Here is an 18,747-nt window from a genome sequence, read left to right as displayed (position 1 = left end):
GGATTCCTTTTAAAGCGCAGATGCGCAAGCGTGCTTTTCAGGGCTTGCGCACAATCGGCATTACGATTGCCCGCTTTTACGGATTCGAGACAAACCGCTTTCGGGTCTTCGCACAAATGCACAAAGGCAGATCAGCGGTTTTACGTTTTGGCAGAGCACACGTGAACCTTTCACTCATCACCGACGACGAACGCGCACAACTGCTCGCTCACGGGCAGGCCCGCGCTGCGGGCCAGCGTATCGACCCGCCGCCGGTCGTGCGGCTTTTCACGCCGGACGCGCATGCGACCTGGCTGCTGACCGCACTCGATCCGGCTGATGGCGACACGGCGTATGGGCTGATCGACCTGGGGATAGGCATGCCGGCGCTGGGCACTGTGCAGCTTTCCGCCTTGGCCTCCATCGTCGGCCCACGCAAGCAGCCCGTGATGCGCGACCGCTATTTCCAGGCGGTGCGCCCGCTCTCGGAATACGTGCGCCTGGCGCAAGAAAACGGTTCGATCACGGATTAACAGGCAGTCGCAATACGAGCCGCGCAGCCCATCTCATCCAGGCGCATTGTGACTATTTCAGTCATGTTCAAGACCGTGACGGTCTGAATCATGAGTCTTGCATGAATACGCGACGGCCCAGACTTAAATAGTCATGATCTTCTGCGCGAAATGCGGCAGGGTCATGGATGCTGCTTGCTGATTCTTCAGCGGTGCCATCATCGCATTCTGATCACTGGTGCAATGGTTAAGACGCAATCGGACTTGATGTTTTTAGTTTCATTTTATGCGATTGGTAGTTAAATCTTAACGTATTGAAACTGGCTTGTGTTTATTGGCTCGTGTTTATTTTCCGATGGTGCTGCCCCGCTGAGTCAAAGGGGGTTGCGTCATGGCCGATTCGCTCGCCAAGCACTGGCATCCGGTTGCCGCGTATCTCTACATCCTGCACTTGGATGGCCCGGCGCTGGCCTGGGAATATCTGCGCCGCCATCCTGATTACCGGCAAGATTGGCTGCGCCATTCCCAGCAGCCGGAAGCCGCGCAGCCCACGGCGCAGCGCTGGGGCTTGCGCCTGCTGGAAGACCCCGCCCTGGATGCGCGTGACGCACATCCGATCTGGTTCCCTAATTCTCATGGCGTTCATCTTTACCCGGACGCCGACCCCATGCCGGGTGCCACGCTATTCACGCTCTGGCGCATCCTCGGTGACAAATCCCTGATTCACGACGGTGTACGCCTGGTGCTGCGGGTGCGTTGGCCGGGTAGCTGCCTGCGGCTGGCGGTGGCCCCTGGCCTGGCAGACGGCATGGCCTACGTCTATGCCGTGCGCGCCGGCGCCGATCTTCTTGCGCACGCGCAAGCGCTCACGCTGGAAATGAACAATCTGGCTCTGGTCAACGACGCCGTTCCCATTGCCGTGGTGCGGCCCCGGCCCGCCTTGTCGGCCTTGCAGGAACTGCACACCTTGCAAGCGCTCGACGCGACCCTGGCGGGTGCGTCCTTGCGCGACATCGCCGAAGGGCTGTTTGGCTCCAAGGCGGTGGCCCGCGACTGGCATGCCGATGGCGCTATGCGCGCTCGCATGCGCCGCCTGGTTCGGCGAGGCGATGCGCTGATGCGCGGCGGCTACCGCCGCCTGGCACAGTTGCCCGAGCCTGTACAGGGACGATCTTCATCCCCTGCAAAACGTCCCTGAGCAAGTCGCCCGGCTTTGTTGAGACTGTCTCCATCCGGCAGCACTGGCGCCGCCGGCTCTACCGACCGATGGAGGTTCATCTCATGCGACCCGCTCCCTTACGGCCCGCCGCCGCACCCATTGCCACGCCCGCGCAGCCCCAACGCTACTTGACCAACGACGAAGCCGCCCAGTACCTGCGCCTGTCGCCGCGCACGCTGGAAAAGCAGCGCGTGATCGGCGGCGGGCCGACGTTTCGTAAATTCGGCCGGCGCGTCATGTATGCGGTGGCCGATCTGGACGCCTGGGCCGATGCGCGCAGCTACGAGGCGACATCCGACCCGGAATACGCCGAGCGCCATGAGGGTGATTATCGTGACGGTCGCTGAGCGTTCGGGTGCGGGCGGCCATCGCCATGTCCAGTCCTTCGCAGTCATCACGGCTGCGACCCCCGCCGCAGCGCGAACAACTGGCGTTGTTCCGCGCACTACCGGGCGAGGACATGGCGCCGCGCGATGCTCAGGATTTGATGGCCTATCCCTTCTTCTCGTTGGCGAAGTCGCGGCGCGTTGCGCCCATCGACTTTCACAGCGGGAACGTCACCATCCGCGTGGAGGGTACACAGGAACACGGTATTGCCACGATCTGGGATGCCGACATTCTGATCTGGGCCGCCAGTCAGATCGTGCAAGCCCGCGATGCGGGCATCCGCAGCTCACGGTTGATGCAGGTGCGTCCCTACGAGATCCTGCGCTTCATTGGGCGCGGTACGTCCTTGCGCGACTACCAGCGCCTGAAAGCCGCCCTCGACCGGCTGCAATCGACCAGCGTGGCCACATCCATCCGCGAAACCACGGGGCGGCGGCTGCACCGCTTCTCGTGGATCAACGAATGGAAGGAGCTGGCCGATGCCGATGGCAAGCCGCTGGGCATCGAACTGATTTTGCCGGACTGGTTCTATGCCGGGGTGATGGATGCGGCCCTGGTGCTGACCATCGACCCGGCATACTTCCGCCTGACGGGCGGCATCGAACGCTGGCTGTACCGCCTGGTGCGCAAGCACGGCGGCAAGCAGCCGGACGGCTGGCAATTCGACTTCCGGCACCTGTACCGCAAATCGGGCAGCGTAGCGCGCTTCTACGACTTTGCCGCCGACTTGCGCGCCTTGGTTGCGCGCCAATCGCTGCCGGGCTACGTCCTGGGCATCGAACTCGTACCGGAGGACAAAACCGAACTGCTCACGTTCCGGCCCGTGCCGCCCACGGCACGGGGATAAATCTGTGGGTAAGTTGTGAATATCCTGTGGATAGTGTCGTGCTATCAGGCAACGGAACACTCGTGCTATCAGGCAACACATCCTCGTGCTATCAGGCAACAAAAATGGCCGCAACCCGGCGCCATTGCTGGCTTTGCGCGCCCCTTAACTTACCTAACTTAACTACTCTAACTTTTAATAGAGAAGCGCCATATCGGTGGGCAGCTTCCAAAAACCAACAATCGGGACGGTCTGAACAGCAAAATCAGCCGAAGCACCATGCCCGTCTGGCAAGGCAAAAACAGACAGGCATTCCAGGTGGGAGGGCTGCGCCATGATTATTGCCTTGCTCAACCAGAAAGGGGGCGCCGGCAAGACCACACTCGCCACCCACATCGCTGGAGAACTCGCGCTGCGCGGTCAGCAGGTCATCCTGCTGGACGCCGACCCGCAGGGTTCCTCACTGGACTGGACGCAGCGCAGAAGTCAGCAAGGTTTGCCAAGGCTGTTCAGCGCCGTGGGCCTTGCTCGCGAAACACTGCATCAGGAAGCGCCGGAGCTGGCCAGACGGGCCGATCATGTCGTGATCGACGGGCCGCCACGCATCGCCGCCCTGGCGCGCTCCGCGCTGCTGGCGGCCGACTACGTGCTGATTCCCGTTCAGCCCAGCCCTTACGACTTGTGGGCCAGCGCCGAGATGGTGGCGCTGATCCGCGAGGCCCAGGTGTTCCGGCCCGCCTTGCAAGCGGCCTTTGTCATCAATCGACGGGTCAGCACCACGGTGATCGGGCGCGAAGCGCGCCAGGCGCTCGCCGACCAGCCGCTGCCGACGCTGCGCGCCGAGGTTCGGCAAAGAATTGTCTTTGCCGACAGCGTGGCCGCTGGGCGGCTGGCACGCGAAACGGCGCCTGATGGTGCGGCGGCGCGTGAAATCACCGCGCTGGTCGATGAACTGCTGCGGTGGCCGACATGACAGCGAAGCCGCCACCGAACAGCAAACGTCCGGCCAAACGCGTCGGAATCGGCGCGCGTCCGCCCGCGAATCCGCACGCCGAGGCCTGGATTCGTCAGGGTGAGGCCAGCGCACTGAACAAGGGCGACTGCTACACCGCCCGCCTGACGCTGGACATCACCCCCGCCATGCGGGCGCGCATCAAGGTGTCGGCCTTCACGCAAGGCCTGACCGTGGCCGACCTGCTGCGCGGTCTGCTGGAGCGCGAGTTTCCAGAACATCGCAAAGAGGACACGCCATGAATACATCCGCTTCGCCTGCTTTTGGCGCGGCGACGGCGGCATCGCTGCCGCTATCCGCCACGCTTGCCAACCAAGCCAACAGCGTGCCGCTGACGCGGGTGGCGCTCGCCACGATCGAACCGCATTTCAATCTCTATCTGCGTTTTGGCGAACCGGCACACATGATCCGGCTGGATCGCTGGCGGCGCTGGGCGGTGTTTATGCCGGGCGTGATGTTCTGCCGCGTCCGCTGGCAGGCCAACGATTACGGCACGGTACGCTGGCAGCTCATGGTAATGCAGGCTTGCACACCGTTGGACGCGGCGCAGCGCATTCCCGGCGTGCAGCCCGGTGCGCGTTTGCTGCTGAACGTCGAAGGTAATCATCCAGTTCGTTCTGTGCTGGAGCGCATTGACGCCATCGAGGCGCTGGGCATCGTGCCCGCCGCTACATCGCCAGCGTACTGGCGCACGCTGGGCAACCGTTTGGCGGCCCGCCTGGCGTTGCCCGAATACACCATTGAGCGGCACACTGCCTGGCTGGCTGGGAGGGCGCTGTCATGACCCCCGATTCCACCACCGCCCGCACACCCGAAGTCGCGCCGTTTCCTCGCTCACGCGTGCGCGCTCGCATCGTCCTGGCGGGCTTCGCCGCCGTTGGCCTCGCGGCGCTCGCCTGGGCGACGTTCGTGCAGCCGCTACCGCGCCTGATCTACAACCCGTCCAGCAGCGTTCCGGCCGGCTGGTATCGCGTCAAACCATTCCAACATCAGTCCGGTTCGCTGCCCCGTCGGCTGGAAGTGGGCAGTATTGTTCTGACTCGATTGCCTGCTGACGCCGCCGTACTGGCCGCGCAGCGCGGCTACCTGCCCGCACATATCCCGCTGCTCAAACGTGTGGGCGCCGTCGCGCCGCAGCACGTCTGCATTATCGACGGTCAGGTGCGTATCGACGGCGTGCCGGTGGCCGCCGCACTGCCTGCCGACCGGCTAGGCCGGCCGCTGCCCTTCTGGCCGCATTGCCGACCACTCCTTGAGAGCGAACTGTTCCTGCTGAGCGCCACACATCCGGCGTCGTTCGACAGCCGTTATTTCGGCCCGGTCAGCGCATCCGGCGTGATTGGCGTCGCGCATCCGATCTGGCTGGAGACACATCCATGATGGCCGCCGATTCGCTGCACGTTGCCGTGCATCTCATCGTGCCATCGGGCATGCTGTTCCGGCTGCTGCCGCCGTGTCGTCGCGCGTGCAGCACGGGCGCATTCGCGCCGCGCCTCGCGCAACATCCGGCGCAGCCGTCCAACGAGCAGGCGTCTTGCCTCGAACGCGCCCGGCCTGCGGCCATTGGCGCGTTCGCCGGCGGGCTGGCTGTCGGCAGCACAGCGCTGCCGGACCGCCGACGCCCGGAGCGAAAGCGACAGGCAAAGGCGGAAGGCAAGACAAAAGGGGGCGGCACACAGCCGCCCGCAAAGCCAGTCTGCACGTGGGGGTGGCGCGGCACGACGCGGCGTTGCCGTCGTGCCGCTGGGGGCGCAAGGCTCGCGCCAAGAGAGGGCTTGCCGCGTGCTTCACACGACCGGCTACGCCGCAGCTTCAGTCAGAACTTACAGAAAGCGTAGCCATGAGCGACCGCCGCGATGATGATTTCCGGGTGCGCCCCAGCGCCCCGAAGAACCGGGGCAAGGGTCAAGGCCAAGGTTTTATTTCCAAGGTGCTCAAGCAGACCGGCAAGGCCAGCGGGGGCAAGTCCTCGATGCGTCATTCCGCAGCCGGTAGCCGTGGCGCACGCACCGGTCAGCGTCCCGGCGCACGCCTGGGTCGCGGCCATACGGCGGCGCGCTTCGCAGGCGCCAATCTCACGCCATTCTCGCGGCGCGTGACCATTAAGACGCTGCTGGTCAATCAGCAACGTGCCAGCCCACAGTCGCTTGCCAAGCACCTGCGCTACATCGAGCGTGACGGCGCGGGCCGCAATGGCGAGCCAGGCCAAGCCTATGGGCCACAGACGGACGTCGCCGATCTGGATGCCTTCAAGGAACGCTGCGCAGACGACCGGCATCATTTCCGCTTCATTGTCTCGCCCGAAGATGGCGCGGAGCTGGGTGACCTGCGCACCTACACCCGGCATCTGGTGAACCGCATGGAAGCCGACCTGGGCACGCGCCTGGATTGGGTGGCGGTGGATCACTGGAATACCGACAACCCGCACACCCACCTGATCGTGCGCGGGCGCGACGAGACCGGTCAAGACCTCATCATTGCGGGCGACTATATCGCCCAGGGCTTGCGTCATCGCGCTTCTGAGCTGGCGACCGAATGGCTGGGGCCGCGCACCGAGCTGGAAATCCAGCAGGCCATGCAGCGCGAAGTGGAGCAGGAACGGTGGACGAGCCTGGATCGCACCCTGCAACGTGAGATCGGAGAGGATGGACGGGTGCAGATCCAACGCTTCAATGAGCCGACATTGCAACGCCAGCGCCTGTTGCTGATCGGTCGCCTGCAACGCTTGCAGCGCCTAGGGCTGGCCGATGAAATACAGCCCGGCACCTGGGCCATGCACACCGACGCTGAAAAAATCTTGCGCGCCCTGAGCGAGCGGGGCGACATTATCCGCACCATGCAGCGGGCCATGAGCGGAAAACAACGCGAACTTGCCGTATTCGAGCCGGGCCAAGATGATGATGGAGGTGGACGCGTCATCGTTGGGCGCGTGGCGGCCAAGGGGCTGGATGATGAGCTGCGCGACCGGGGCTATCTGGTGATCGACGGCGTGGACGGCAAGGCCCATTACGTTGCACTCAATGCTCGCGACGAACCGGCCAACTATCCAACCGGCGCGGTGGTGGAAGTGAAGGGTTCCGCCGACATTCGAGCGGCTGACCGCAACATCGTGGAACTGGCAAGCGACGGTTTGTATCGTATCGATCACCACCTTGCTATTGAGCAAGGTCGCGCCAAAGCTGGTCGCGACCCGCAGGAAGTCGTCGCGGCGCATGTTCGCCGGCTGGAAGCCCTGCGCCGCGCCGGAATTGTGGAGCGCGTGGCTGATGGACTATGGAAAGTACCGCGTGACCTCCCCGAACGTGGCCGCCAGTATGACGCGCAGCGGCAGGGAGGTGTGGCGGTGGAACTGAAATCACCCCTTCCCATCGAGCGGCAAACTCGCGTGATTGGGGCCACCTGGCTTGATCACCAGTTGATTGGCCGCGGCAAGGGGCTGGAGGATATGGGTTTTGGTGGCGAGGCCAAACAAGCCATGCAGCAGCGCGCCGACTTCCTCGAAGAGCAAGGACTGGCCCAGCGGCGCGGGCAGCGCGTGATCCTGGCGGGCAATCTGCTGAGCACGCTGCGCAATCGGGAACTGGCGCGGGCTGCCAAGGACATTGCCGCCGAAACCGGTCTGGAGCATCGGCCCGTGGCTGATGGGCAGCGCGTGGCCGGTATCTACCGACGCTCAATCATGCTCGTCAGCGGGCGTTACGCGATGCTTGATGACGGCATGGGGTTCAGTCTGGTGCCGTGGCGACCGGTGATCGAGCAGCGGCTGGGCCAGCAGATCGCCGCAACAGTGCATGGCGGTGGGGTGTCGTGGGAGATTGGGCGACAGCGCAGCCCTTCCGTTTGAAATTTTACTTTGTGATTAGTCATCCGCCTCAGTGATTAACCACTCCCTGAATGCCGCTAGTGTGGGTAGATTGGCGCACTCGGGTCGGTAAACGATGTAATAAGAGGCATTCAACGCTAAGCTGATGTCTGGGAATAGCCTCACGAGGCGCCCGCTCGACAGATCGTCGCGGGCCATGATGCTGCGTGCGAGCGCGATGCCATGCCCCTCAATAGCTGTCTGCAGCACGGCTGCAGAGTTATTGAGGGGCATGCCGCGATGGATCGTCGCTGTGTCGCTAACGCCGGCTTTCTTCATCCATTCCTCCCAGGTCGGGAAGCCCGCATGGCCGGCCATCGTCAAGTCATGGATCAGCGTTTCGCGAATTAGATTACTTGGCTTGCGTAGTTGCCTGAACTGATGCAGCAGCTCAGGGGAGCATACGGGAAAAGCTTCTTCATCCATGAGCTTGTCGGCCTTCAGGCCTGGCCAGTCCCCCATGCCGTAGCGCACACCGATATCGATGCGCTGGGCTGCGAAGTCTACCGATTTGTGGTTGGTGTCCAAGCGTACATCGATGTCCGGACAAGCTGTCTGGAATCGATCTACCGAGATGAAGTGCAGTCCCCGGGCTTATATGCGAGAAACCGATTAGCTGGTTTGAAGGCGATTTCCAAGCGAGTTCGAAGTATGCTGATGGGTTATGGAGAGGCGGCACCAGCACTTCGTCGAGCCATATCAATGCCATTTAGTACCGCCTGGGCCGCTTCCGAACCGGCCGGGAACTGTTCTAGTAATTGTTGCCAATAGCCAATAGCCGCCTGATATTCGCCGCGCTCGAATGCAGCCCTTCCCGCCAAGGTGAGGGCGAATGGTTCGTCCGGGTCGAGGGTAAGGGCGCGGTCAAGTAGTCGCGTGGCTTCCTGGGTAAATCCGCTTGCGCTGCTGCGTGCGATCACTTCGGCATATTCCGCCAGGGAAAGCGGGTCCGCCTCGATGATGGGAGCAGCTTTGGAAAAAGCTTGGGCTGCATCTGCATATCTTCCAAAGTATCGATAAGAGCGGCCCAACATCAGCCAGCCCTCGGGATCGTCCGGATTTTCTTTCAGGCGCGCCTCTAGAGATTCCACCATCTTCTGCACATCAGCCTGAGTCATTGTGGCAGCACTGGGAGCTGGGGCGGGCCGCGTTGCGGCCGGGCTGCCAAGGTATGCGTACACCAGCAGGGCGGCCACAGGCAAGACGATGCCCACTACCGCGGCTGCTCGTCGGCTGTTATGCGCACCGGTAGCGGGAGCCGAGCCAGGTATCGCCTCATCCAGCGCGCGGCGCTGCAACTCTTGCTTGGCCACGGAAAAATCGTGCTCGGATAGTGTACGGTTTGCGACGTCTCCTTCCAATTCAGCCAATTGATCGCGCAAAACTGTTGCGTTGACCGAGTGATGCCCGATCTCATCACCTTGGCCTGGGCCGCGCCAAAGGGCGCGGCCGAGCCACAATGCCACCGTTGCGCAAAGCAACGACACAATGCCAGCGAAGAGCAAGCTCATGATGAATTACCTTTTGAATGAGTTTCGCTGGTGCTGCGCTGTAAAAGGGCGTCAGCCATGCGTTGTTCGTCATCGTCAAGCGGGTCAGGCGCGGCGTTTCTATTTCGGCGCCGCAGTGTCATGGCGAGCACCAGGAGCCCGCCCACCATCAGCAGCATGGGTCCGAGCCACAGAAAGAGCGTGGTAGCTTTCAATGGCGGCCGATAGAGTATGAAGTCGCCATACCGCGCCACCAGGAAATCCTGAATCTGAGCTTCTGACCGTCCCGCCTTGATCTGATTACGAATCAGCTCCCGTATGTCCCTCGCAAAGTCAGCGCGCGAGGCGGCAATTGATTCGTTCTGGCACACTAGGCAGCGCAACTCGGTGGCGATATCCAGCATTCGCGCCTCAATCGCGCTGCCGTTGCTCCAGACGGGCTGGCAAACCAGTGCGCAAAGCAGCAACAGCCATATACGCCTCATTTCTGCAGCTCCCGAACCAGGGGCAGGATGGTGTCGCGTGCATCGCCGAAGCTGACCGCCCCGATATGCTTGTAGCGGATGACACCCTGTTTATCGATGACATACGTTTCCGGCACGCCATAAACGCCATAGTCGATACCGACGACGCCTTCGGAATCTGTGATCACTGCTTCATAGGCATTGCCATGGCGCTGTAGCCAGGCGATTGCATCATCGGCTATATCCTTGTAGTTCAGGCCGACAATCGACAATCCGTGGGTGGTGGACAAATCGGTAATGACGGGGTGCTCTTCAAGGCAGGGCGGGCACCACGATGCCCAGACATTCAGCAGCCACACCTTGCCGTCCATGGATTGCGGCGAGAATGTTTCGTCCGGGGCTGCCAACTTGGGCAAACTAAAGACGGGCGCCGGTTTGCCGATAAGCGGAGAAGGCACTTCGCTGGGCTTCAACGTCAAGCCGATGGCCAATAAGCCTATCAGCAACAGTAGTCCGGTCAAAGGCCATAAAAAACGATTCATGCGCCGGCTCCATGGGCCGCCGTGTCTGTTTGGCGCCGGCGGCGTTTAAGCCGGTAGCGGCGATCACTGATGGCCAGCAGCCCGCCAAGCGCCATCAAGATACAGCCGATCCAGATCCAGTCGACAAACGGCTTGTAGTAGACCCGCACGCTCCATGACCCATCGCCCAGAGGTTCGCCCAGGGACACGTACACGTGCCGCAGGCCGTTGGCGTCAATGGCCGCTTCTGTCATCGGCATGTCCGACGAAAAGTAATCGCGTTTCTCGGGGTGGAGTGTGCGCAGGGTTTTGCCGTTCTTTGAAAGCAGCACGTCACCGATTTCCGCCTCGTAGTTGGGGCCTGTTGCCTTGGTGACCCCGCGGAACGTCAAGTCATAGCTTCCCGCCTGCACCGTAGCGCCGGGTTCCATGCGTAGGTCTTGTTCGGTTTCATACCCCATGACTAGCGTGACGCCCGTGACAAACACGGCAATGCCAAAATGAGCCAGATGCATTCCCAGCCAGCTGCGCGGCTGTTTCAGCGGGCCACTGCGGGTGGCGCGCACACGTTGCATCACGCCGATGGCCACCGACGCCGCGATCCAGGCCGCTAGGCCCAGTCCCAGCGCTATCAGCACAGACCATCGCCCCAGCAAGAGCGGGGCACCGATGCCGACGATCAGCGCTATCCATGCGGGATGCAGAAGCTGCTTTGTCAAGGCCGCGATTTTCGCCGATTTCCAGTTGGCTGCGGGCCCTATGGCCATGAGCAGCAGGGCGGGAATCATCAGCGGCACGAAGATGGCATTGAAGTACGGGGGACCGACCGAAATCTTGCCTAGGTCGAAGCCGTCGAGCAGCAGCGGATACAGGGTTCCGAGGGTTACGGCGCCGGCCGCTGCAGCCAGCAGCACATTGTTCACCAGCAAGAGAGTCTCGCGCGACACCAATGAGAATTGGCCGCCTGTGCTTACTTTGGGGGCGCGCAGAGCAAAGAGCACTAATGATGCTCCCACCACAACAGCAAAAAGAATGAGCAGGAACACGCCTCTTCGGGGATCGGTGGCAAAGGCGTGCACGGACGTCAGCACACCCGAACGCACCAGAAAGGCCCCCAGCAGGGAAAATGAGAACGTACAGATGGCAAGGAGCACTGTCCAGTTCTTGAAGCTGCCGCGTTTTTCCGTCACGGCCAAGGAGTGAATCAGGGCAGTGCCGACAAGCCAGGGGATGAAGGACGAGTTTTCCACGGGATCCCAGAACCACCATCCGCCCCATCCGAGTTCGTAATAGGCCCACCAGCTACCCAGGGCGATGCCCAGTGTCAGAAACAACCAGGCAGCCGTAGCCCAGGGCCGGGACCATCGCGCCCAGGCAGAATCCAATTTTCCGGCCAGTAAGGCGGCCACGGCAAATGCGAAAGCCACCGAGAACCCGACATACCCCATATACAGTAAAGGTGGATGAAGTATCAGGCCGATATCCTGCAGTAGCGGATTCAAGTCCATCCCCTCCATGACGGGAGGCATCAGCCGCTCGAACGGATTGGAAGTTGCCAGTACAAACAGCAGAAATCCGACGGTGACCAAGCCCAGCACGCCCAGTACGCGCGCCACCATAGCCTCCGGCAGTTGTCTTGAAAAAAAGCTTACGGCAAACGCCCATCCGGTTTGCATCAGCAGCCACAACAGCAGCGACCCTTCGTGTCCACCCCACGTCGCGGCGATTCGATAGAACCAGGGAAGTTGAGAGTTGGAGTTCTGCGCCACGTAGAGAACTGAAAAGTCGTTGGCGAAGAACGACCCGCCAAGCGCGATAAAGCTGATGGAAACCAAAAGAAACTGAGCGCGTGCGGCGGGACGCGCGAGGGCGATCCAGGCGGCATTGCCACGCGCGGCGCCCGCAAGGGCCAGGCTGGCCTGCGCTAGCGCCACGAACAGCGCGAGTATTAGGGAGAAATGTCCGATCTCGGGAAGCATGGCGATCATGGCCTCCCTGCATTGGTGGCTTTCTCGGCTTCGTTCAAGGCGTGCTGAGCTTCGGGAGGCATGTAGTTTTCATCATGCTTTGCCAGTACCTCCTGGGCCAGGAACCGGCCGCCAAGCTCAAGCCTGCCTTGCACCACTACGCCCTTGCCTTCGCTGAAGAGGTCAGGGAGTATGCCCGTGTAGCTGACGGGTACCGTCTTGGCGTTGTCGGTCACGACGAACTGCACGGTTAGGCCGTCACGCCGTACGCTGCCCGCTTGCACGATCCCCCCGACGCGGAAGAGGCGTTCCTGGGGAGCTTCGCCCGCATTGACCTGCGTAGGCGTAAAGAAGAACACAAGATTATTCTGGAATGCATTGAGGACGAGCGCCGTCGCAATGGCGATGGCGGCCAGCCCGCCTCCAATGAGCAAGCTGCGTTGATGGCGCTTCTTCATTGGACTGCCTTTTTTTGCATGCGCTGCTCGCGAACTGCTTGCAGCAGCGCTGATCTACGGCGCCGTCCAAGAAGCATCTGTTCGGCGCACACAGCGATGATGGACATTCCCATGGCGCCCCATACGTATGCACCATAGCCGCCCATGGCCAGGAATTCAGTTGGACTTGACCATGTCATTCTTGCATCTCCTTCAATTCGTTCAGCCACCCGGCATGGCGCTCGCGCTCCAGAATGATGCAGCGCATACGTCTTAGTGCGGTGGCGATGGTGTACGCCCAGGCGGCCAGGGCCATGAGCAGCATGCCGGCCAGCATGATCGTTGCCATGGACGGAGCGCGTGTCAGCGAGACCGAGGCCCCCTGATGCAGGGTGCTCCACCACTGGACCGAGAAATAGATAATCGGAATGTTCACCACGCCGACAAGAGCCAGCACGGCAGCGGCCTTGTCGCCGCGTCGAGGGTCGTCCACGGCCGACTGGAGCGCAATGAAGGCCATGTACAAGAAGAACAGAATCAGTTCTGAGGTCAGGCGCGCATCCCACACCCACCAGGCTCCCCACATGGGCTTGCCCCACAAGGCGCCGGTCCATAGGGAGAGAAAGGTGAACATGGCGCCGGTGGGGGCCAGGGCCGATGCCATCATGGCCGACAGGCGGCTGTTGAGAACCAGCCCCACTGCGGCCCAGAAAGCCATCACCAAATAGATGAACATCGACATCCATGAGGCGGGCACATGCACGAAGATAATGCGGTATCCCTCGCCTTGCTGGGCGTCGGTGGGCGCCATGAAGAAACCTGCGTATAACCCCGCCGCAGTCAACAGGACGGAGGCTGCGCCAAACCACGGGATCAGGCGCCCAGCAAGCGGATAAAACGTTCTTGGCGATGCGTATTTGAACCAGTTGATCATCTGTTTTTCATTACTCCAGCGCAATCTTCAGCGCGGCAGCCGTCGCCCAAGGAGCAAAAAACGCGGCCAGCACCAACATCGCTCCCAGCAGCGAAATATTCGCGCCTGTGCGTGCCCCGCCGGTGGCGACGTCAACAGCGGCCGTGCCAAAAATCAACACCGGTACGTAAAGCGGCAAAATCAGCAGTGTCAGCAGCACGCTGTTGCTGCGCAAGCCCAATGTCAGGCTGGCTCCAATCGCTCCAAGCAGGCTCAGCACCGGGGTGCCGAGCAATAACGAGGCTGTCAGCGCGTATAGAGATGAAGGCGGCAAGTCGAATTGCAGTGCCAAAAATGGCGCCAGCAATGTCAGCGGCAGGCCGGTCAATAGCCAGTACGCGACGACTTTGCCCAATATCAGTACGCCCAACGGAGCGGGGGACAGGAGCAGTTGCTCCAGGGTCCCGTCCAGATAATCCCGTTCAAACAGGCGATTCAACGAGATCAAGGTGGCCAGCAATGCGGCAATCCAGAGAATGCCGGGTGCAATCTGTCTGAGTATGTCTCGTTCAGCGCCAACGCCCAATGGAATCAAGCTGACCACGATGACAAAGAACGAAAGCGAAGTCAGGACTTCGGACTTGCAACGCATGGCGACTTTTAAATCATGTTTGATCACTCCATGGAAAGAAGCCAGCCCCAGGGGCGCACTCATGTGCTTATCCGCATGTGATGTGATACGTCGCATGCTTCAGTTTCATCTCATGATGCGTCGTGACAGCGGCTATTCCGCCACGGCACAGGTGCCGGTCTATCGTTTCCGTCACCCATTGGGCGGCTTTGCTGTCCAAGGCGGCCAGAGGTTCGTCCAATACCCACAAAGGGCGTTTTTGCAGTACTAATCTAGCCAAGCTCACTCGACGCTTCTGTCCTTCAGACAAGAGCCGCGTCGGCAGATTTTCCTTGCCTTGCAATCCGACCTGATGCAATGCCGTGTGTATCGCACTTACGCTGGACGGTTCATTCGCCAGGGTCAAGGCAAACTGCAGGTTTTCCTCTGCATCTAGCTCTTCCTTCAGTCCTGGGAGGTGGCCTGCGTAAATGAGCTGACATCGGTATTCTTCATCCAGAGAGTCGATCTTGCGCCCGTGCCAGTACAGTGCGCCAGCAGCGGGGGCTGCCAGCCCCACAAGTGTGCGTAGCAGACTCGTTTTTCCACTACCGTTGTCGCCATGAATCACCAGACACTCTCCGGCCTTGAGATGAAAACTCAGGCCGTTGAACAAGCTGCGATCACCGCGTACACATTCTAGGTTGAGAGCTTTGAACAACTTCACCTCAATTTATGGGATTACTCCCAATCGGTAAAAGCGCAGGTTGCATGTGTTGATTCACTCACACTGCTCAGCGCATTCGTATGGGTAATGACCCGTTCGATTGGGCCAATCATTACACACGATACGCCAACCCGATTAAGTCAATATTAAAGGCGCAGTGGCCGTATGTAACTCCGGTTTCAGCCTTTGGGCCGGTTTGAACTGGCGGAGGCTGTCAGGTTTGCTTCTATTCGCAGAGTCACACGAAAGGCGGCTGATCCAAAAACCGTTCTGCGTCCAGCGCCGCCATGCAGCCGAATCCGGCGGACGTGATGGCTTGACGGTAATGTTGATCGGTCACATCGCCAGCGGCGAACACGCCTTCCACTGACGTCTGTGTCACATTTCCGCTAAGTCCCGAATTGATTTCTAGGTAGCCGTTGTTCATGGCCAACTGCCCCTCGAATAGCGCGGTATTAGGATGATGACCGATAGCTACAAAGAAACCCTGTGCATCGATGTCGCGAGTGCTGTCGTCGGATACCGACTTGATACGCACGCCGGTAACGCCCGTATCGTTGCCCAGCACTTCATCAATGGTGTGATGCCAGACGGGTTCAATCTTTCCCGTAGCAGCTTTCTCGAACAGCTTATCCTGAATGATCTTCTCGGCGCGTAACGTATCGCGGCGATGGATCAGATAGACCTTGCGGGCAATGTTGGACAGATATAGTGCTTCCTCGACTGCTGTGTTGCCGCCGCCGACCACTACCACGTCCTGCTCCTTGTAGAAGAAGCCGTCGCAGGTGGCACAGGCCGACACGCCGCGTCCCATAAATTTTTTTTCTGACTCAAGCCCCAGATATTTAGCTGTTGCGCCGGTCGCGATGATGAGAGCGTCACAAGTGTACTCGCCACTGTCGCCGACAAGTTTAAAGGGACGTCGCGACAAGTCGCTGGTGTGGATGTGATCGAACACCACTTCCGTATCGAAGCGCTCGGCATGTGCCTGCATGCGGCTCATCAACTCCGGCCCCACCAAGCCGTGTGCGTCGCCAGGCCAATTATCGACCTCTGTAGTAGTCATCAACTGACCACCTTGCTGTAAGCCAGTAATGACCATGGGCCTAAGATTGGCTCTTGCTGCATAGACGGCGGCGGTCCATCCCGCAGGGCCTGAACCAAGGATAATGAGAGAACGGTGCGTGCTCATTCGATCACTCCAAGTGTTGCTTGACGAATTTGTTCAATTGGGCCTTTCCAATCGCTCCTACCGCTCGGTTCACGAGTGAACCATTCTTGAATACCAGCACTGCGGGTATGCTCTGAACCTCGAAGCGATGCGCCAATTCCGGCGCATGATCAACGTTGATCTCGCCGAATTGGGCGTTGTCGGCCATGTCACTGGCAGTTTGCTTGAATGTGGGCGACATGGCCCGGCATGGTCCACACCATTCAGCCCAGAAGCGCACAACGTGTACGCCGGGTAGGCCAATGGCGGTATCAAAATTTTCGGAGGTGAGTTCTTTGATCATGGATAAGTTTCCAGGCAAGAGGGATGAAAGGTTTGGCGGTGCTGCTCAATGAGCGGCTAAGCCAGACCGTTGGACTGAAATGGACGAGCAGAATTACCGAGGACCGTCATGCTGCTTAGAAGCATGGCGACGGCGGCCGCACCGGGGGTAACGCCGATATGCAAGAACAACGCAACGATTGCAACGTTGTAGATGATCGAGAAAAAGAGGTTTTGACGGATTCGCCGCATGATGTGGCGGGCCATTTGACGTGCCAGGACCACTTGGCTCATGCCGCCTCGCGTGATCACCACGCCTGAGGCCGTGACGGCGATGGCATTTGCACCAGTGACGGCCACACCGCAGCCGGCCGCAGCAAGGACCAGCGTGTCGTTGATGCCGTCGCCGACAAAAACAGTGTCATGCCCATGTTTCTGAAGGATTGCGACTTTGTCGTCCGGCTTGCTGGCTGCGTGAACGTGCTTCGGCGCAAAGCCAAGTTTTTCACCCACCCAGTTTGCCGCCATGGCGTGATCGCCCGTTACCAGCAGAGTTCGACAGCCTTCTTTACGCAGGAAGTTCAAGGACTTCAGCGAATCGGCCCGGATATTGTCTTGCAGTTCGATTTTGCCTTCCCATCGTCCGTTACGAGAAATGTGCGCTGTGGCGCTTGGTGCTGGGCCTGTTGCGGGATCAGCGGCTGCTTCCTCCTTCTCGGTGCAGCGCACGCCCTGCCGCTCCAGCCACTTGACGGCTCCGATCAGCCATGTCGCCCCATCGGGCGCGATATAACGTACGCCGGCCGGATGCCGCTCCACAAGGGGCGTCAGCGGCAGATCTTCGATTCCACGAGAACGAGCATGCTGGACGATGGCGTTGGCCACAGGATGGGCAACGCCTGTTTCCGCGTTCGCGACGACTCGTAGGAGATCGTCGGGCGCCAGGTGCTCGCTTGTCATGCGCGCCACTGTCAATTGCCCCGTCGTGAGCGTTCCCGTCTTGTCAAACGCAAATGTGCGGCCTCGCGCCAGGGCTTCGACACTGGCGGGATCCCTGAACAGGATGCCGGCGCGCGAAGCGCGAGCACTGCCTGTCGAGAATGCCAGCGGCAGGGCAAGCCCGACGGCGCAGGGGCAAGCCGCGACGAGTACCGAGAGCGAGGCTAGTAATGCGTGGTCGACGGCCATACCCATCCATAGGTGGCGCATGAGCGCAAGCAGCGATATCGCGCCAGCCACTGGAAGTAGCCATCGGGCAAATTGTTCGGCGAGTTTCGACATCGAGGACTTCGCGCCGAACAGCTCATGCATGCGCAGACCCAGTTTATCGGCATATCTTTCGCCTTGAGATTTTTCCACCCGCAGCACTAACGGGGCCTGCAGATTCACCATGCCGGCATGCAGGTACTCGCCGGCGCTGCGCTCCAGCGGCAGAGATTCTCCCGTCAGCAAAGACGTGTCTACCTGCGACGCGCCCTTTTCTATGAGCCCGTCGACAGGTATGCGTTCGCCAGCGAGCACGTAAACTAGTGAGCCCGTCTGGACCGACTCCAGCGCAACGATTTTTTTATTTCCGTCAGGCTGGATGATGCGTGCCGTTTCCGGCATGAGCTGGCGCAGGGCGTCGATCGCTACCATGCTGTGCTTGCGTGCCTGGATCTCGATCAGCCGCCCCACCAACAGGAATGTGATAAGCATCGTGGCGGCATCGACGTATACGGCGGGCGAATTTCGAGTGAGGTTCCATAGCGACAGCAATAAGGAGCCCCAGACGCCCAGCGATATGAGGGCATCCATGCCGGGAACTCCGGCTCGCACTGTTTTCCAGCCCGCCCGATAAAAATCGAGGCCACTGTATAGAACCACCGGCAGGCTGAAAATGGTTGCGGTCCAGCCTACCAGCAAGGCATCGATACCGGCCACGGCCTCGATGCCAAAGTAAAGCATCCAGGATCCCAGCATGCTCCACATGCCGAAGAAGGCGGCAACGATCAACTGCAGCCGTATCCGCGATGCTTGTTTTTCCAGGGATAGGTTCACCTCGTTGTCGTCCAGCAGCGGCGACATTTCGTAGCCTAGGCCCTGCACCCGATCAAAAAGCTTTTGAAAATCGAAGCGCGCCGGTTCCCACCGAACTAAGGCGGAGCCGGAGGTGAAATTTACGTTGCTCTCCAGCACTCCCGGCGCTTTATCGATGACGCGCTGCACCGCCATGGCGCAACTGGCGCAGAACATGCCGCGCACGGAAAAAATCATGCGTCCGGCGGGGCGCAGCGACTCTAGGTCCAATGTGTTGGCTGCGGCGGCCGTTGTCGTCGACTGCATGGCG

22 protein-coding genes and 1 pseudogene are annotated in these 18,747 nt (G+C 60.6%); 9 read left to right on the top strand and 14 right to left on the bottom strand.

Annotated features, from left to right (window positions below; genetic code table 11):
* Positions 1–161 precede the first annotated feature (161 nt).
* From MID00_RS02675 to MID00_RS02660, 4 genes are all read left to right on the top strand, one after another.
* Positions 162–512: a DUF2958 domain-containing protein gene (locus MID00_RS02675; protein ID WP_118994203.1), complete on the top strand. Its 351-nt coding sequence runs from the start codon at positions 162–164 to the stop codon at positions 510–512.
* Between the two features lie 370 nt (positions 513–882).
* A complete protein-coding gene (locus tag MID00_RS02670) occupies positions 883–1,689 on the top strand; it encodes a DUF2285 domain-containing protein (RefSeq protein ID WP_254499646.1) in 807 nt (268 codons plus the stop codon).
* A gap of 83 nt (positions 1,690–1,772) precedes the next feature.
* Positions 1,773–2,057 carry an AlpA family transcriptional regulator gene (locus tag MID00_RS02665; RefSeq protein ID WP_118994205.1) on the top strand — a complete coding sequence of 95 codons (285 nt, stop codon included), beginning with the start codon at positions 1,773–1,775 and terminating at the stop codon, positions 2,055–2,057.
* 26 nt (positions 2,058–2,083) lie between these two features.
* The gene (locus MID00_RS02660) at positions 2,084–2,944 is read left to right on the top strand and encodes a replication initiator protein A (RefSeq protein ID WP_118994356.1); all 861 of its coding nucleotides are present in this window, start codon (positions 2,084–2,086) and stop codon (positions 2,942–2,944) included.
* Between the two features lie 174 nt (positions 2,945–3,118).
* On the opposite strand, the gene MID00_RS02655 is transcribed toward MID00_RS02660, so the two are convergent.
* A complete protein-coding gene (locus MID00_RS02655) occupies positions 3,119–3,259 on the bottom strand; it encodes a hypothetical protein (RefSeq protein ID WP_164878370.1) in 141 nt (46 codons plus the stop codon).
* Here MID00_RS02655 and parA point away from each other — a divergent pair.
* The 5 genes from parA (at position 3,258) to MID00_RS02630 (ending at position 7,779) form a co-directional block, all read left to right on the top strand.
* The gene (parA, locus tag MID00_RS02650) at positions 3,258–3,896 is read left to right on the top strand and encodes a ParA family partition ATPase (protein WP_254499645.1); all 639 of its coding nucleotides are present in this window, start codon (positions 3,258–3,260) and stop codon (positions 3,894–3,896) included. The two genes, MID00_RS02655 and parA, sit on opposite strands and share 2 nt — an antisense overlap.
* Positions 3,893–4,177 (top strand): chromosome partitioning protein ParB, encoded by a 285-nt coding sequence (locus MID00_RS02645; RefSeq protein WP_254499644.1) that lies wholly within the window; start codon positions 3,893–3,895, stop codon positions 4,175–4,177. The genes parA and MID00_RS02645 overlap by 4 nt, the downstream gene beginning before the upstream one ends.
* Positions 4,174–4,719 carry a DUF2840 domain-containing protein gene (locus MID00_RS02640; RefSeq protein ID WP_118994207.1) on the top strand — a complete coding sequence of 182 codons (546 nt, stop codon included), beginning with the start codon at positions 4,174–4,176 and terminating at the stop codon, positions 4,717–4,719. The genes MID00_RS02645 and MID00_RS02640 overlap by 4 nt, the downstream gene beginning before the upstream one ends.
* Positions 4,716–5,315 carry a S26 family signal peptidase gene (locus MID00_RS02635; protein ID WP_118994208.1) on the top strand — a complete coding sequence of 200 codons (600 nt, stop codon included), beginning with the start codon at positions 4,716–4,718 and terminating at the stop codon, positions 5,313–5,315. The genes MID00_RS02640 and MID00_RS02635 overlap by 4 nt, the downstream gene beginning before the upstream one ends.
* Positions 5,316–5,775: 460 nt before the next feature.
* Positions 5,776–7,779, top strand: coding sequence for a relaxase/mobilization nuclease and DUF3363 domain-containing protein (locus tag MID00_RS02630; RefSeq protein WP_254499643.1), 2,004 nt, complete (start codon positions 5,776–5,778; stop codon positions 7,777–7,779).
* A gap of 15 nt (positions 7,780–7,794) precedes the next feature.
* Here the strand turns inward: MID00_RS02630 and MID00_RS02625 are convergent.
* The 13 genes and pseudogenes from MID00_RS02625 to MID00_RS02565 all read right to left on the bottom strand — a co-directional run.
* Positions 7,795–8,367 (bottom strand): annotated as a pseudogene (locus MID00_RS02625) (LysR substrate-binding domain-containing protein); the annotation flags it as partial.
* 92 nt (positions 8,368–8,459) lie between these two features.
* Positions 8,460–9,308 (bottom strand): c-type cytochrome biogenesis protein CcmI, encoded by an 849-nt coding sequence (gene ccmI, locus MID00_RS02620; protein ID WP_118994212.1) that lies wholly within the window; start codon positions 9,306–9,308, stop codon positions 8,460–8,462.
* The gene (locus tag MID00_RS02615) at positions 9,305–9,691 is read right to left on the bottom strand and encodes a cytochrome c-type biogenesis protein (RefSeq protein ID WP_254499642.1); all 387 of its coding nucleotides are present in this window, start codon (positions 9,689–9,691) and stop codon (positions 9,305–9,307) included. Before MID00_RS02615 ends, ccmI begins: the two co-directional genes overlap by 4 nt.
* Before the next feature lie 77 nt (positions 9,692–9,768).
* Positions 9,769–10,293, bottom strand: coding sequence for a DsbE family thiol:disulfide interchange protein (locus MID00_RS02610; protein WP_254499641.1), 525 nt, complete (start codon positions 10,291–10,293; stop codon positions 9,769–9,771).
* Complete coding sequence (locus MID00_RS02605; RefSeq protein WP_254500287.1) at positions 10,290–12,251, bottom strand: heme lyase CcmF/NrfE family subunit; 1,962 nt, start codon at positions 12,249–12,251, stop codon at positions 10,290–10,292. The genes MID00_RS02610 and MID00_RS02605 overlap by 4 nt, the downstream gene beginning before the upstream one ends.
* A gap of 5 nt (positions 12,252–12,256) precedes the next feature.
* Positions 12,257–12,697 (bottom strand): cytochrome c maturation protein CcmE, encoded by a 441-nt coding sequence (gene ccmE, locus MID00_RS02600; protein WP_118994215.1) that lies wholly within the window; start codon positions 12,695–12,697, stop codon positions 12,257–12,259.
* The gene (locus MID00_RS02595; RefSeq protein ID WP_118994216.1) at positions 12,694–12,876 is read right to left on the bottom strand and encodes a heme exporter protein CcmD; all 183 of its coding nucleotides are present in this window, start codon (positions 12,874–12,876) and stop codon (positions 12,694–12,696) included. Before MID00_RS02595 ends, ccmE begins: the two co-directional genes overlap by 4 nt.
* Entirely contained in the window at positions 12,873–13,610 is a 738-nt protein-coding gene (gene ccmC / locus MID00_RS02590; protein WP_118994217.1) for a heme ABC transporter permease CcmC, read from the bottom strand. The genes MID00_RS02595 and ccmC overlap by 4 nt, the downstream gene beginning before the upstream one ends.
* Before the next feature lie 10 nt (positions 13,611–13,620).
* Positions 13,621–14,304: a heme exporter protein CcmB gene (ccmB, locus tag MID00_RS02585; RefSeq protein ID WP_118994218.1), complete on the bottom strand. Its 684-nt coding sequence runs from the start codon at positions 14,302–14,304 to the stop codon at positions 13,621–13,623.
* 4 nt (positions 14,305–14,308) lie between these two features.
* On the bottom strand, positions 14,309–14,875 hold the full coding sequence (gene ccmA, locus MID00_RS02580) for a cytochrome c biogenesis heme-transporting ATPase CcmA (RefSeq protein WP_237183383.1): 567 nt from the start codon (positions 14,873–14,875) through the stop codon (positions 14,309–14,311).
* A gap of 289 nt (positions 14,876–15,164) precedes the next feature.
* The gene (gene trxB, locus MID00_RS02575; RefSeq protein ID WP_254499640.1) at positions 15,165–16,118 is read right to left on the bottom strand and encodes a thioredoxin-disulfide reductase; all 954 of its coding nucleotides are present in this window, start codon (positions 16,116–16,118) and stop codon (positions 15,165–15,167) included.
* A gap of 4 nt (positions 16,119–16,122) precedes the next feature.
* Positions 16,123–16,440 carry a thioredoxin gene (trxA, locus tag MID00_RS02570; protein WP_254499639.1) on the bottom strand — a complete coding sequence of 106 codons (318 nt, stop codon included), beginning with the start codon at positions 16,438–16,440 and terminating at the stop codon, positions 16,123–16,125.
* Between the two features lie 56 nt (positions 16,441–16,496).
* Positions 16,497–18,743, bottom strand: coding sequence for a cation-translocating P-type ATPase (locus MID00_RS02565; protein WP_254499638.1), 2,247 nt, complete (start codon positions 18,741–18,743; stop codon positions 16,497–16,499).
* Between the last annotated feature and the right edge of the window lie 4 nt (positions 18,744–18,747).

The organism is Alcaligenes sp. NLF5-7 (assembly GCF_024266725.1).
Lineage (GTDB): Bacteria > Pseudomonadota > Gammaproteobacteria > Burkholderiales > Burkholderiaceae_B > Alcaligenes > Alcaligenes phenolicus.
The sequence above is the reverse complement of the archived record's forward strand: the minus strand, read 5'-3'. Positions and strand labels throughout refer to the sequence as shown.

Excerpts from the sequence above, each read along its gene's own strand:
- MID00_RS02635 (WP_118994208.1), top strand. The coding sequence starts at position 4,716 with ATGACCCCCGATTCCACCACCGCCCGCACACCCGAAGTCGCGCCGTTT.
- MID00_RS02655 (WP_164878370.1), bottom strand. The coding sequence starts at position 3,259 with ATGGCGCAGCCCTCCCACCTGGAATGCCTGTCTGTTTTTGCCTTGCCA.
- MID00_RS02660 (WP_118994356.1), top strand. The coding sequence starts at position 2,084 with ATGTCCAGTCCTTCGCAGTCATCACGGCTGCGACCCCCGCCGCAGCGC.
- trxA (WP_254499639.1), bottom strand. The coding sequence starts at position 16,440 with ATGATCAAAGAACTCACCTCCGAAAATTTTGATACCGCCATTGGCCTA.
- ccmC (WP_118994217.1), bottom strand. The coding sequence starts at position 13,610 with ATGATCAACTGGTTCAAATACGCATCGCCAAGAACGTTTTATCCGCTT.
- ccmE (WP_118994215.1), bottom strand. The coding sequence starts at position 12,697 with ATGAAGAAGCGCCATCAACGCAGCTTGCTCATTGGAGGCGGGCTGGCC.
- MID00_RS02615 (WP_254499642.1), bottom strand. The coding sequence starts at position 9,691 with ATGCTGGATATCGCCACCGAGTTGCGCTGCCTAGTGTGCCAGAACGAA.
- MID00_RS02645 (WP_254499644.1), top strand. The coding sequence starts at position 3,893 with ATGACAGCGAAGCCGCCACCGAACAGCAAACGTCCGGCCAAACGCGTC.
- MID00_RS02595 (WP_118994216.1), bottom strand. The coding sequence starts at position 12,876 with ATGACATGGTCAAGTCCAACTGAATTCCTGGCCATGGGCGGCTATGGT.
- parA (WP_254499645.1), top strand. The coding sequence starts at position 3,258 with ATGATTATTGCCTTGCTCAACCAGAAAGGGGGCGCCGGCAAGACCACA.
- trxB (WP_254499640.1), bottom strand. The coding sequence starts at position 16,118 with ATGAGCACGCACCGTTCTCTCATTATCCTTGGTTCAGGCCCTGCGGGA.
- MID00_RS02565 (WP_254499638.1), bottom strand. The coding sequence starts at position 18,743 with ATGCAGTCGACGACAACGGCCGCCGCAGCCAACACATTGGACCTAGAG.
- MID00_RS02630 (WP_254499643.1), top strand. The coding sequence starts at position 5,776 with ATGAGCGACCGCCGCGATGATGATTTCCGGGTGCGCCCCAGCGCCCCG.
- MID00_RS02610 (WP_254499641.1), bottom strand. The coding sequence starts at position 10,293 with ATGAATCGTTTTTTATGGCCTTTGACCGGACTACTGTTGCTGATAGGC.
- ccmB (WP_118994218.1), bottom strand. The coding sequence starts at position 14,304 with ATGAGTGCGCCCCTGGGGCTGGCTTCTTTCCATGGAGTGATCAAACAT.
- ccmI (WP_118994212.1), bottom strand. The coding sequence starts at position 9,308 with ATGAGCTTGCTCTTCGCTGGCATTGTGTCGTTGCTTTGCGCAACGGTG.
- MID00_RS02665 (WP_118994205.1), top strand. The coding sequence starts at position 1,773 with ATGCGACCCGCTCCCTTACGGCCCGCCGCCGCACCCATTGCCACGCCC.
- MID00_RS02670 (WP_254499646.1), top strand. The coding sequence starts at position 883 with ATGGCCGATTCGCTCGCCAAGCACTGGCATCCGGTTGCCGCGTATCTC.
- MID00_RS02640 (WP_118994207.1), top strand. The coding sequence starts at position 4,174 with ATGAATACATCCGCTTCGCCTGCTTTTGGCGCGGCGACGGCGGCATCG.
- MID00_RS02605 (WP_254500287.1), bottom strand. The coding sequence starts at position 12,251 with ATGCTTCCCGAGATCGGACATTTCTCCCTAATACTCGCGCTGTTCGTG.